This is a genomic window from Micromonospora antibiotica (genome assembly GCF_017599305.1).
In the GTDB taxonomy this organism is placed as follows: Bacteria; Actinomycetota; Actinomycetes; order Mycobacteriales; family Micromonosporaceae; genus Micromonospora; species Micromonospora antibiotica.
Window position 1 is genome coordinate 41,456 of record NZ_JAGFWR010000015.1, and the last position, 13,066, is coordinate 54,521.

Consider the following 13,066-nt stretch of genomic DNA (forward strand, 5'->3'; position numbering starts at 1 on the left):
TCCCGTGGCCCGGCGTCGTCCCGCCCGAGGAGGCTCGATGATCGAGGCCACCGGCCTGCGCAAGTCCTACCGGGTCGGGCGTGGCCGCAGCGCCGGCACGGTCGAGGCGGTGCGCGGGGTCGACTTCGCGGTGGCCCGCGGCGAGATCGTCGGCTTTCTCGGCCCCAACGGTGCGGGCAAGTCCACCACCATGCGGATGCTGGCCACCCTGATCCGCCCCGACGGGGGTAGGGCGACGATCGCGGGGGTCGACCTGCTGCGGGCACCCGCCCAGGTCCGCCGGCAGATCGGCTTCGTGGCCCAGGCCAGTGGCACCTACGACGACTCGACCGCCCGCCGCGACCTGGTGCTCCAGGCCCGGCTGTACGGCTTCGGCAAGGCCGAGGCGCAGCGCCGGGCCGAGGCGGCGATCGGGGCGTTCCAGCTCGGCGACTTCGCCGACCGCCGGATCAGGACCTACTCGGGTGGGCAGCGGCGGCGGCTCGACGTGGCGCTCGGGGTGATCCACTCGCCGCAGGTCATCTTCCTCGACGAGCCGACCGCCGGGCTGGACCCGCCCAGCCGGGTGCGGATGTGGCAGGAGGTCCGGCGACTGCGGGCGGAGGGGATGACCGTCTTCCTCACCACGCACTACCTCGACGAGGCCGACACCCTGTGCGACCGGGTGTCCATCATCGACGGCGGCCTGATCGTCGCCGAGGGCACCCCGTCGGATCTCAAGCGGGAGATCTCCGGGGACGTGGTCGCGGTCGACCTCAACCGGGCCGGTGTGGTCGACGACGTCACCGACAATGACCTGCCGGTCGCCACGAAGCTGCTGACCGAGCAGCCCTACGTGCACTCGTCCGAGGTGGTCGACGGCACCCTGCGGCTCTATGTGGACAGCGCCGCCACCGCCATCCCGCAGATCATGCGCACCCTGCTGGGCCGGGGGATCGAGCCCGGGGCGATCGAGGCCCGCCGACCCAGCCTCGACGACGTCTTCCTGGCCAAGACCGGCCGCTCGCTCGAGGAGTGACCACCGGTGCGAGAGGAGCCGCAGTGAAACTGGTCCGCGACACCTGGCTGATCTTCCAGCAGGAGGTCGGCCTGATGGTGCGCAACCCGGTGATGGTGGCGTTCAGCCTGGCCCAGCCGATCACCTATCTGGTGCTGTTCGCCCCGTTCCTCAAGGTGGTGATGGTCGACCGGGGTGCCTCCTCGTACGCGGACGCGTACCGCATCTACGTGCCCGGACTGTTCGTGGCGATGGGCCTGTTCGGTGGGCTGTTCGCCGGCTACGGGCTGCTCAGTGCCCTGCGTGCCGGCATCATCGACCGGTGCCGGGTGACCCCGGTCAGCCGCACGGCGCTGCTGCTGGGCCGGGCCCTGATGCACGTCTGCCTGAACGTGGTGCAGGCGGTGATCATCACGCTCGTGGCGCTGCCGTTCGGGCTGCGGGTGCACCTGGGCAACCTGCTCATCTCCTACGCGTTGCTGTCGGTGATGGTGCTGCTGAGCACCTCGATCTCGTACGACATCGCGCTGCTGGTGCGCAACGAGAACAGCCTCGGTGTGCTGGTGAACACCGTCGGCCAGCCGATCTCGCTGCTCGCCGGGGTGCTCATCCCGCTGGTGCTGGCCCCGCTGTGGATCCAGCAGGTCGCGGTCTGGAACCCGTTCGCCTGGGCCACCAACGGCATGCGGGCGCTGTTCAACGGTCAGATCGGCCAACCCGTGGTCTGGCAGGGTGCGCTCATCATGATCGGGTTGGCGGCGGTCAGCCTGGTCTGGTCGTCGCACCTGTTCAACCGTGAGGTCTCCTGACGCCTGCGGATCGCCGCCTGCCAGGACGGATCGCGGCCCGCGACGGGCGGACTGCGGCCTGCGACGGGCGGCGCGCGGGCCGGCGTAGCCAGGATTGATGTTGGCCATTGTCTGCCGGTGGTCCGCGCTCTAGCCTGAGCGTGTCCCAGATCGGCCGTCGCGCCGAGGTGCGGTGACCGTGAGCGTGTCAGGTGAGGAGACAACTCGTTGGGTGCCGACAACTTCCGGGCGACCCTGGCGGCCGACATGGAGCTGGGGGCCGGAAACGTCCTGCTCCGGCTGGCCGAACACGGTGCCGACCCGGACCTGCCCCGGGTGACCTTCGACGTCGACGTGGACGGGATCCCCGCCTGGACGCCGCTGTCGCTGGCCACCCTGACCGAGCGGGTCGCCGCCCGCGCCGACTGGTTCCGGCGGCGCGGCATCGGCCGGCGTGACCCGGTCGCGGTCTACGTGACGTCCGCGCCCGACGTGTTCCTCAACTACCTGGCCCTCAACCGGCTCGGTGCGATCCCGGCCCTGATGAACGGCAACATGCCGATCGAGCTGGCGGCCGAGTTCATCAGGCGGCTACGCGGCGTCGGGGTCGTCATCGACGCCGACCATGCCGCGCTGCGTGAGCACGACCTCGGGGTGCCGATCCTCGGCGACGCCGCGGAGACCGGCACCGGCGACCCCGACCAGGCCCCACCGCACTACCGCCACCACCCCGAGGACCCGGTCGCCATCACCCACTCGTCGGGGACCACCCGGGTGCCGGCCGCGATCGTCCACTCGCACCACGGGCTGTTCGCCGCCATCCGGGCGGTCCGGCTCACCGAGTCCCGCCCCTACGGTGAGGTACGGGAGCTGTCCGTCCTGCCGGCCGCGCACACCGCCGGCATCATCACCGTCAACCAGGCGCTCTGCAACGGCTACCAGCTGCTCTACCTGTCGGCGCAGGGTGGCCCGTTCGCGCGCAGCGCCGAGACGATCCTCGACGCCATCGAACGCTGGCGGCCGACCGGCGTCTTCGGTTTCGCGGTGACCTGGTCGGAGCTGGCCCGTCACGACCTGACCGCCCGTGACCTGAGTTCGGTGCGCAACTGGTTCAACACCGGCGACTGCGCCCACGAGTCGCACATCCGGCGGCTGGTCGCCGTAGGCAGCCACCCGGCGTACACCCGGCAGGGCATGGTCGACGTGCCCGGTTCGAAGTTCGTCGACATGCTCGGCTCCACCGAGATGGGCCATGGCGCGTTCCGGATCAGCCACCGCCTCGGCAGTGACCGCTACGACCGTTGCGTCGGCAAGCCGTACCCGTTCGCACAGATCGCCCTGCTCGACGTGGTGACGGGCGAGGAGGTCGCCGAGGGGGAGGTGGGCCACGTCGGGCTCAAGTCGCCTACGCTGGCGATCGGGTACTGGAACGACTCGGTCAACACCTTCCGTACCCGGCTCAACGGCTACTACCTGACCGGTGACCTGATGTACCGCGACCCGGAGGGCAACTACCACCACGTCGACCGGGCCAGCGACGCGGTCGACCTGGGCGACGGCAACTGGCTCTACACGGCGCTGTCCGAGGAGCGCATCCTCAAGCACTGCCCGGACGTGCGCGACTGCACGGTCATCGCGGTCCGGGAGGACGACGACCGCATCGTCACCGAGGTGCTGCTGCTGCTCGCCGACGACGCCGATCCGGCGCTCGACCGCGCCGACCAGGTCCGCACCGCGCTCGGCCCGGTGGTCGGCGGGACGCTGCGGCGGGTGGTCACCGTGCCCGACGACGGTGTGGTGATGGGCCCGACGGGCAAGGTCCGCAAGTTCCTGATGCGCCAGCGGCTGCTGGCCGACGCCTGAGCATCCGCCACGCGTTGACGCCTGCGCACCGGTCGCTCGTCGGCCGGCTGCGCTCGGGTCCACCTGCCGGGCTGTGCTCCGGCTGGCTCCGGCGGGCTGTGCTCCGGCTGGCTCCGGCGGGCTGTGCTCCGGCTGGCTCCGGCGGGCTGTGCTCCGGCTGGCTCCGGCGGGCTGTGCTCCGGCTGGCTCCGCCGGGGTGCGCTCGGCCGGTCGGCCGGGGTGCGCTCGGCCGGTCCGCCGGGCTGTGTCGGCCGGCGCTCGGCGGCCAGCCCGGTCGCCGCCGCCTCCGCCACCTCCGCCGCCAGGTGTCCCCGATGGCCGGCTGCTCTGCTGCCTGCCGGCTTCCCACCCCGCCTGCTCTGCTGCCTGCCGGCTTCCCACCCCGGCGGCTGGCCCTTCCTGACGTCAGGATGCGCTGACAGCGTTATGCCGCAGCGTCATATTCATGACGCTGCGGCATAACGCTGTCCACGACAACCACTGCCAGGCCGGCGGCTCCGGCAGCTCGGGCCGCAGCCGTCGACCGTCGGTAGACCCGCCGGACCGGCGATCGACTCCCCGTCTGGTCAGCGATCGCCACGTGGGCAGGTCGGCCAGCGCCCGCCTCACCGCCCGGCCAGCGCCCGCCGCCTGGGCAGGTCGGCCAGCGCCCGCCTCCCCGCCTGGTCATCGATTGCCATGTGGGCGAGTCGGCCAGCGATCGCCATCCCGGCGGGCTGGACGACCGGTGCCGGGCCCGCACTCCCGGCCGGGCGCGACGGGGACGCGGAAGGACGGACCCGGTGGTCGTCCCGTCGGGTCGTTCGGTGGGCGGGGCCTACGGGCCCCGCCCACCGACGTCACCGCAGTCGGGACTCGATCGCCTCGATGATGCGGGGGCGCAGTTCGGCGGCCCGGATCACCGCGTCGACCGAGCCGACCTCCACCGCCCGCTGGATGTTGTGCACCCGGTCGAACTCGGCCGCCACCTCGCCGAGCTTCTCCGCGCGGACCGCCGAGCGGGTCTCGTCGAGTTCCGCGGTCAGCGCCGCCCGCTCGGTGCCGGTGGCCGCCGCGACCCGCGACTCCAGGTCGCGCACCCGCAGGTCGGCAGCGGTACGGGCATTGACGTCGCCGGAGAACACCACCGCCGCCGCCGGGGCGCCGCCGAGCACCGAGGCGAACGAGCCCTCCAGTGCCAGCACCGTCATGTTCGGGTTCAGCGCCTTGGAGAAGACCACGAACGCCCCGCCGTGATAGCGGGAGATCACGCAGAACACGATCGGCCCACGGAAGTTGACGATCGCCCGGCCGATCTCGGCCCCGTACTCCAGTTGCAGTTTGCGCATCGACTCGGGTGAGCCGTCGAAGCCCGACAGGTTCGCCAGCACCACCAGCGGCCGGTTGCCGCTGGCCGCGTTGATCGCCCGCGCGGCCTTCTTGGACGAGCGCGGGAACAGGGTGCCGGCGGTGTAGGTGTCCGGGCCGTCGGTGGGCGGGAAGCCCCGGCGGGGCACCGACCGCGACTCGATGCCGAGCAGGCAGACCGGGATGCCGCCGAGGTGGACGTCCTGCACCACCGCGGTCTCCGCGTCGGCCATGCCCGCCCACCGCTCCAGCACCGGGTGGTCCTGGTCGGACAGCGCCCGCATCACCGTACGGATGTCGAACGGCTTCTTGCGGTCCGGGTTCGCCGTGGCGGAGAAGATCTCGCCGACGGTGGTGAAGTCGCTGCCCGCCACGGTGTGCGGGAAGGCGGAGACGTCCCGGTCGGCCGGGTCGGCGGTGGTCGCCCGACGCGGGGTGTCCTCCCCGGGCGCGACGTACGTGTGGTCGTAGTACGACATCAGCACGTCCCGGGCGGCCGTCAGGTTGGGCGCCCAGTACTGCGCCTGCCCGTTGGGGCCCATCACCCGGTCGTAGCCGCCGATGCCGAAGTTGTCCTCGGCGGAGACCCCACCGGAGAAGTCCAGCGACTGCTTGCCGGTGAGCACCATCGCGGCCTCCGGCGTCATCACCAGGATGCCCCGGGTGTGCATGAGCATCGTCGCCTCGGCGTTCCAGTACGGCTGGGCGCCCACGTTGATCCCCGCGACCACGATGTTGATCTCGCCGCCGTCCTGGGTGAACTCGACGATCCGCTTGAGCGCCGCCGCCACCCAGTCCATGTTCTCGGTGCCCGACGTCATCGAGATCCGGGCACCGGCCGACAGGGCGTACCACTCCAGCGGCACCTGGAGCCGCTCCGCCAGATCCAGGGCGGCGATCACCCGCCGACACTCGGCCTCGGAGAGCGCGCCGAGCGACTTGGTCGGGTCGCCCAGCAGCACCACCCGGGTGACGCCCTGCGGGTGCCTCGGGGTCGGCGTGGTGACCACCCCCGCGACGATCGCCGCCGTGTTGCGCCCCCGGGGCCGGTCCACCGGCACCAGCGCGTGGTCGTCGTCGAGGTCGTGCTCGACGAACTGGCCGAGCATCCCGGTCAACTCGTACGGGTAGACCGTGTTGCGGCTGCTGGCCCGCAGGACCTTCAGCCGGTAGTCGTCGAGCGGCTCGACCGGGTCGGTCGGCGGCTCACCCATGCTCAGCTCGGCCCCACCGGTGGCGTCGAACGAGATCCGTACCGCGATCTTGGTCAGCTCACCGGTGCGGCGGTCGCGCTGGCGCGCGATGAACAGGATCTCCTCCAGCCCCGCGCCGACAGTCGTCGGGCGGACCCGCCCGGCGATCATCTCCATCTCCTCACGGGTCAGGTCGCTCGGCGGCCAGACGTAGATGACGATCCGGTTGGTGTTGAAGCGGGTCTTGGACGGGCGGCGGGTCTGCGCCCGACGGATCGAGTCCAGGCAGGTGGCGACGATGTCCTCGGCCGTGGGCAGGGCGACCAGCCGACCGTCGTGCTCGCGCAGCGCCGTCAGGTCACGCACCTGGGCGAACGCGACGAGCCGCTCGTCGGACGGGTTCTCCCGGGCGACGGCCTGGAAGAGGTAGACCTCCTCGTCCGACGACGGCAGCCGGGTCAGGTCGAACTTGCGCAGCCGCTCCAACTGCATCCGCTGCGCGATGTACGGGTGCAGGCCCCGGATCAGCCGCTCCTCGCTCATCCCCGTGCTCGACGGGCGGAACGTGAAGTGGTGGTGCATCACCGCGCCGCCACGCCCGGCGACGGTGGTGGTGAGCCGACGGACCTGGGCCGGCAGCGGGTGCGCGTTGACGACCTCCAGCAGCGCGGCGGCCATCGCGTCGAAGTCCTCCGGCTGGTTCTCCCAGCCGAGGTAGATGTCGGCGTCGACGGCGGAGCCGTCCCCGGCCAGCTCGGCGAGCCCACGCAGCGCGTCGCCCAACGCGTCGAAGCGTACGGCGGCGGAGAGCAGGCTGGAGTCGGCCCGCTCGGCCACCACGAACGTGCAGTCGGCGACCTGGCGGGTGCGGACGTCGGCGAGACCCTTGTTGCCGTAGTACCGCCGGGTCAGCACCTCCAGCATCACCGCGTTGTCGAGGTGGTCCCGGACGAGCCGCTGGCCGAGCACCCGGACCAGGGGTTCGGTGCTGCGGACCATCTCCGCGACCCGCTCGGCGCGGTCCGCCGCGTCCGGGTGCGCGTCCAGGTGACGCAGGTGGCGGCGGACCGAGGCGTACAGCCGGGCGCGGTTGCGCAGCAGCAGCGGCTGGGCGAACCAGGCGAACACCACACCGCGCGCCAGGTCGGCGACGACCGGGAAACGCACCTGCGTCGCCGCCACCAGCCGCTCCAACGCGAGACCGGCGGGCTCACGCAGCACCGCGTCCGGCGGGGGCTCGCGTAGCCAGGAGCGCAGCAGCGTCGCGACGACCGTGGCGTCGGCGGAGGCCCGCTGCTGGGCCAGGAAGATGCGGAACACGGCGGCTTCGAGGGCGGGGGAGCGGTCCAGCTCGGTGACGCCGTAGTGGCCGAGGGCCTTGGCCAGCTTGGCCTGGAAGGGCGCCGGCAGACCGGCCCGCTCGACGTCGAGGCTCTGCAGGTAGGTGTGGAAGTACTCGCGGGCGCTGGGGACGTGGTTGTCCCCGCTGACGTCCTCACCGGTCAGCCGGTTACGGGTCAGCTCGGCGAGGTCGGCGAAGACGTCGACGAGGTCGATCTCCTCGGCCAGCGGGCGGTGGCCGTCCTCGATGGCGGCCCGCCGCGCGGCGAGGTACTCGTCGAGCACCCGGCCGTCGTCGTGCGGGTCCACGTCGAAGCCCAGCAGCAGACCACGGAGGTCCTCCTGGCCGCGCCGGGACCGCTCGACCGCCGGGGCCTGGTCGGGCGCGACGGGCAGGTCCAGGGCGACCGGAGCGGCGGTGGGGGCGTCCGGGGTGTCGTCGGAGTCGTCGGCGAGGGGCTCCAGCCGCAGCAGCGCCGCTCCGGCCTCCACCTGGCTGCCGACGGAGACACCGCACTCCTTGAGCCGGGCCCGGAACGGTGCCCGCAGCACCGTCTCCATCTTCATCGCCTCCAGCACCAGCACCGGTGCGCCCGCCTCGACCTCGGCACCCACCTCCACCGGCGTCGCGACGACCAGCGCCGGCATCGGGGAGCGGACCACGCCGCCCTCGTCGCGGCCGACCCGGTGGGTCACGCCGTCCACCTCGACCAGGTGGATCGCGCCGTGGGTGCCGGTGAGTAGCCGGTACCGGGCACCGTTGACGGCGATCTGCCCGGTGTGCCGGTCGAACCGGTCCAGCTCGACGTCGGCGGTGTGCACGTCGCCACCGGCCTCGATGCCGACCCGGAACCGGTGCGCGCCGACCCGGGCCACCCGCATCCGGTAGCCCACGCCGCGCAGTTTGAGGTCCAACGGCCGGCCGCTGGCGTGCTGCACCTGGGGCCGCCCGCCGAACGCCGTCGACAGCAGCCGCTGCTGCTCGGCGCGTTCCTGCTCCTCGTACGCCTCGATCGCGGCGGCGGCGAGCGCGACGGCGGAGTGCCGGTGCGAGACGAGCCGGCCCTCGGCGCGTACCCGGTCGATCCAGCCGGTGTCGGCGCTGGCGTCGATCACCTCGGGCTGGTCGAGCAGGTCGAGCACGAAGCTCTTGTTGGTCGCGCCGCCCTCGATGATCACGGTGGTGTTGGCCATCGCCCGCCGCAGCCGGCCGAGCGCCTCGTCGCGGTCCCGCCCGTAGGCGATGATCTTCGCGATCATCGAGTCGAAGTCGGCCGGGATGGTGTCGCCCTCGCTGACCCCGGTGTCCACCCGGATGCCGGGCCCGGCGGGCAGGTCCAGCCGGGCGATCCGGCCGGGGGCGGGCGCGAAGTCGCGGTCCGGGTCCTCGGCGTTGAGCCGGGCCTCGATGGCGTGCCCGCGCTCCAGCGGCGGCACCCCGTCGAGCCGGCCGCCCGCCGCGACGTGCAGCTGCGCCTTGACCAGGTCGAAACCGGTGGTCAGTTCGGTGATCGGGTGCTCCACCTGGAGCCGGGTGTTGACCTCCAGGAAGGCGAACAACCGGTCACCCGGGTGGTAGAGGAACTCGACGGTCGCCGCTCCCCGGTAGCCGACCGCGACGGCCAGCCGTTCGGCTGACGTCTTGAGCTCGACGGCCTGCTCCGGGCTGAGCACCGGGGAGGCGGACTCCTCGATGACCTTCTGGTTGCGCCGCTGCACCGAGCAGTCGCGTACGCCGAGCGCCCAGGCGGTGCCCTGACCGTCCGCGATCACCTGGACCTCGACGTGCCGGGCACCGGTGACCAGGCGCTCCAGGAAGACGATGCCGCTGCCGAAGGCGCGGGCCGCCTCCTGGCTGGTGCGCTGGTAGGCGTCGGCCAGCTCGGCGTCGCTGGTGACGACGCGGATGCCCCGCCCGCCACCACCGGCGGTCGCCTTGAGCATCAGCGGGTAGCCGATCTCGGCGGCGGCGGTGATCGCCGCCTCCAGGGTCTCCACCGCGCCCCGGCTCCACGGCGCGACCGGCACGCCGACCTCCTCGGCGATCAGCTTCGCGCCGATCTTGTCGCCGAGCTTGCGCATCGCGTCCGGGCTCGGCCCGACGAAGGTCACCCCGATCTTTTCGCACAGCTCCGCGAAGGCCGGGTCCTCGGCGACGAAACCCCACCCGACCCAGGCGGCGTCGGCCCCGGTCTCGACCAGGGCGTGCTCCAGCTTCTTGAGGTCGAGGTACGGCCGGGCGGAGGCGGGACCGAGGTCGTAGGCGACGTCGGCCTCGCGGACGAATGTCGCGGTGCGGTCGACGTCGGTATAGAGGGCCACGGTTTCGATCCGCGTGTCGGTCTGCGCGGCCAGCTCTCGGACCGCGTGAATGAGGCGCATCGCGGCCTCACCCCGGTTGACGATGGCGACACGGCTGAACACCCGACCGACTCCTCCGGTAGATCCACGAGTACGCGCCGCAAGGCATCGACCCCCGACAGCGATCACCCTTCCGGCTGCCGGCCGGTAGCGCCATGTCGTAATCACCGAACCCTGAGCGGTGACCGTTGTAGGAACCCCACAAAAGTTTTTGGTCCTCCCCGCCCGCACCGGTGGTGGCGCGGCACCCGCCGCAGGTCGCGGGGGTCAGGCGTCGGCAGTCGCCGTCGCGGCCACCTCGCGGCGGCGGATCACCGCGATCAGCGCCGTGCCGACGGTCAACAACGCCCCGGCCACGACCAGCGCCACCGCCCCGTTCACCCGCAACGTCAGCACCGCGGAGACGAACGCGCCCAGCCCCATCGTGGTGATCGCCCCGAACCGGCGCAGCCAGGCCGTGCCCGGACCGCCGGCGGCCCGGCTGTCGGTGGAGAGGTTCACCATGGTCATGGTCACCACGACCGTGGAGAGGTCCCGGATACCGATGTGCTTGACCGCTGCGGCCTGCGCGCCGAGCACCAGGGCGAGCAGCCCGGTGACGGCCAGCATCACCCCGTGCGTCGGTGGGCCGGTGGCGAGCCAGAGCCCGGCCAGGGCGAGGGTCAGCACACTGCCGCCGACCAGGATGGCCAGCCCGGCGGCGGGCAGCGCCGCCGGCCCCGACGAGCGCCGGGTCAACCGGGCGGCGAGCACCGCGCCGAGCATGAACGCCAGCAGTGCCACCAGGTTGTTGAGCACCGGCAGGCCGGACACCCCGGCCAGCCCGAAACCGATGAAGAGCACGTTGCCCGTCATGTTGCCGGTGAAGACCCGGTCCAGCGCGAGGTAGCTCACGCCGTCGACCGCCCCGGTCGCCGCGGTCAACACCAGCAGCGGCAGCTCGTAGCTTTTCGTCATGGGCCCTTCCGATGATCGTTTCCGGCCGGAGTCTACCCATGACCTGCGGGAACGTCCCGGGCGACCGGGACGGCGGTCCCTGGTGGCCGGGACCTGGCGGCCCGTTGACTGGGCCCATGACCAACGTTCCGGACCACTTCCCCGCCCACGTCAAGGGTTCCTACGTCAACTGTCAGGAGTACGCCCGCGAGGCGCGGCTCACCCCACCGCCGGACCACATCCCCGCCCACGTCAAGAACTCCTACCCGACCTGCCAGGAGGCGGTCCGCCCGCCCCGGCTCACCCTCGTCCCGGCGGCCGGGGCATGACCACGCTCGTCCCGCCCCGACTCGACCCCGCCTGGCGGGAGTGGCTCGTCGAGAACCTCGCCATGGGCGCGTCGGTGCCGCAGGTGCGGGCCGCCGCCGTCGCCGGGTCCGCCGACCCCGAAGCCGTCGATGCCGAGCTGCGGGACCTGGCCGACCACCCGTACCTCGCGGTGTGCCGCCGGCTCGCGTTGCGCTACGACTGGTTGGAGTCGGTGCTCGACACGTACCGGACGCTGCGCGACAGCGACGGCGGTCGGACCCTGGAACGGCGTGCGGACCTCGACCCCGCCGAGTTCTTCTCCCGCTACTACTTCGGCAACCGGCCGGTCGTGCTCGACGGCCTGATGGCCGACTGGCCCGCCCTCGGCTGGACGCTTCCCGGCCTGGCGGCGGCCTGCGGCGACGCCGTGGTCGAGGTGATGACCGGGCGGGAGGCCAACCCCGACCACGCCTGGCAGTACGACCGGCACCGCACCAGCATGCCGTTCCGCGACTACCTGGCGCTGCTCGGCTCGGGCCGGCGCACCAACGACTACTACATGGTGCCGCGCAACGAGAACTGGTCCGGGGCGTTGCGTCCGCTCGCCGCCGACATCCGGGCGCCGGAGGGGATCGTGGACCCGTCCGGGCTCGGGCACCTGCTGCTCGGGCCGGCCGGCACGGTGACCCCGCTGCACGTGGACAACAGTTCGGTGCTGCTCGGCCAGGTGCTCGGCCGCAAGCACGTCCGGCTGGTCCCGTCGTACGAGCGGCACCTGGTCTATCCGCGCGGCGGAACGTTCAGCGCGGTCGACGCGGCGGACCCGGACCTCACCCGGCATCCCCGGTTCGCCGAGGCGACGGTGCTCGACGTGGTGCTGGAACCTGGGCAGCTGTTGTTCGTGCCGGTGGGCTGGTGGCACTGGGTGCAGGCGCTGGAGGTCAGCGCCACCGTCAGCTTCCACCACTTCCGGGTCCCGGGGCAGAACCACAAGATGGCCACCCCGCCGGCAGCCGGTGTCGACCGGTGACGCCGGGGCGGCCCCGCTCGACCGGAGCGGGGCCGCCCGCTGCCGCCGGTGACCGCCTGAGCGTCGGCCACCCCTGCCACCCCTTGCTCGCATGCATTATCGTCGATCGGACTGTGGGGTGATCCGGCGTGCCGGATCTTCGATTGTGAAGGTGGCCGTTTTGCGTTATGCCGATGGACCGGGCGTGACCTACGAGGTCTACGTCGAGGCGATTCCGTCCCGGGTCTGGGAACTGGTGACCGACATCCACCTGCCGGCCCGGCTGAGCCCGGAGTTGCAGCGGGTGGAGTGGCTCGACGGCACCAACGGCCTGGCCAAGGGGGCCAGCTTCCTCGGTTACAACAGCCATCCACGCATCGGTGAGTGGCGGACCGCGTCGTACGTCACCGAGCTGGACCAGGAGCGGGTCTTCGGGTGGGTCGTCACGGACGTGGACGGCGCGTTCGCCGGCCCGGACGGCGCCGGCCGGGCCGACGTGTCGTCCCCGGCGGCCACCTGGCGTTTCGAGCTGGAACCGGAGGGTGCCGGCACCCGGCTGCGGCAGACCGCCCAGGTCGGTCCGGGCCGGTCCGGCCTCAGCCTGGTGATCGACCAGGCCCCCGAGCACGAGGAGCAGATCGTCGAGTCCCGCCTCGGCCAACTCCGCTCCCACATCGAGTCCGTCCTCGACGGCATCAAGGCCCTGGCCGAAAACCGAACCCCCTAGCCCCCCTCCCTCCCCCTCCCCCCGGGGCCTCCGGCCCCCCGGAGCCTCCCGCCCCGCCCGGAGCGTCCCGGTGATCAAGAGGAATGCGTCAGGAACCGCTCGTCGGGTGACGTTTTCCTCTTGATCACCGGGAGTTGGCGGGGTGCTGCGACGTGGCGGGCGTGGTGGGGGAGGGGGCGGGATTAGGGTGGTGGC

Annotated in this window: 8 protein-coding genes; 6 read left to right on the plus strand and 2 right to left on the minus strand. The window is 72.3% G+C overall.

Annotated features, from left to right (window positions below; genetic code table 11):
* Positions 1 to 37: 37 nt before the first annotated feature.
* The 3 genes from JQN83_RS22405 (at position 38) to JQN83_RS22415 (ending at position 3,648) form a co-directional block, all read left to right on the plus strand.
* Positions 38 to 1,018 carry an ATP-binding cassette domain-containing protein gene (locus JQN83_RS22405; RefSeq protein WP_208569116.1) on the plus strand — a complete coding sequence of 327 codons (981 nt, stop codon included), beginning with the start codon at positions 38 to 40 and terminating at the stop codon, positions 1,016 to 1,018.
* Between the two features lie 23 nt (positions 1,019 to 1,041).
* On the plus strand, positions 1,042 to 1,806 hold the full coding sequence (locus tag JQN83_RS22410) for an ABC transporter permease (protein WP_208569117.1): 765 nt from the start codon (positions 1,042 to 1,044) through the stop codon (positions 1,804 to 1,806).
* A 207-nt stretch (positions 1,807 to 2,013) separates the two neighbouring features.
* A complete protein-coding gene (locus JQN83_RS22415) occupies positions 2,014 to 3,648 on the plus strand; it encodes a class I adenylate-forming enzyme family protein (RefSeq protein ID WP_372444104.1) in 1,635 nt (544 codons plus the stop codon).
* 839 nt (positions 3,649 to 4,487) lie between these two features.
* Here the strand turns inward: JQN83_RS22415 and JQN83_RS22420 are convergent.
* A complete protein-coding gene (locus JQN83_RS22420; RefSeq protein WP_208569118.1) occupies positions 4,488 to 9,953 on the minus strand; it encodes an ATP-binding protein in 5,466 nt (1,821 codons plus the stop codon).
* A 204-nt stretch (positions 9,954 to 10,157) separates the two neighbouring features.
* The gene (locus JQN83_RS22425; RefSeq protein ID WP_208569119.1) at positions 10,158 to 10,847 is read right to left on the minus strand and encodes a YoaK family protein; all 690 of its coding nucleotides are present in this window, start codon (positions 10,845 to 10,847) and stop codon (positions 10,158 to 10,160) included.
* A 116-nt stretch (positions 10,848 to 10,963) separates the two neighbouring features.
* Here JQN83_RS22425 and JQN83_RS22430 point away from each other — a divergent pair, with 116 nt between their 5' ends.
* The 3 genes from JQN83_RS22430 (at position 10,964) to JQN83_RS22440 (ending at position 12,871) form a co-directional block, all read left to right on the plus strand.
* A complete protein-coding gene (locus JQN83_RS22430) occupies positions 10,964 to 11,155 on the plus strand; it encodes a hypothetical protein (protein WP_208569120.1) in 192 nt (63 codons plus the stop codon).
* On the plus strand, positions 11,152 to 12,165 hold the full coding sequence (locus tag JQN83_RS22435) for a cupin-like domain-containing protein (protein ID WP_208569121.1): 1,014 nt from the start codon (positions 11,152 to 11,154) through the stop codon (positions 12,163 to 12,165). Before JQN83_RS22430 ends, JQN83_RS22435 begins: the two co-directional genes overlap by 4 nt.
* A gap of 184 nt (positions 12,166 to 12,349) precedes the next feature.
* A complete protein-coding gene (locus JQN83_RS22440; RefSeq protein ID WP_208569122.1) occupies positions 12,350 to 12,871 on the plus strand; it encodes an SRPBCC family protein in 522 nt (173 codons plus the stop codon).
* The last annotated feature ends 195 nt before the right edge of the window (positions 12,872 to 13,066 follow it).

Excerpts from the sequence above, each read along its gene's own strand:
- JQN83_RS22405 (WP_208569116.1), top strand. The coding sequence starts at position 38 with ATGATCGAGGCCACCGGCCTGCGCAAGTCCTACCGGGTCGGGCGTGGC.
- JQN83_RS22425 (WP_208569119.1), bottom strand. The coding sequence starts at position 10,847 with ATGACGAAAAGCTACGAGCTGCCGCTGCTGGTGTTGACCGCGGCGACC.
- JQN83_RS22430 (WP_208569120.1), top strand. The coding sequence starts at position 10,964 with ATGACCAACGTTCCGGACCACTTCCCCGCCCACGTCAAGGGTTCCTAC.
- JQN83_RS22435 (WP_208569121.1), top strand. The coding sequence starts at position 11,152 with ATGACCACGCTCGTCCCGCCCCGACTCGACCCCGCCTGGCGGGAGTGG.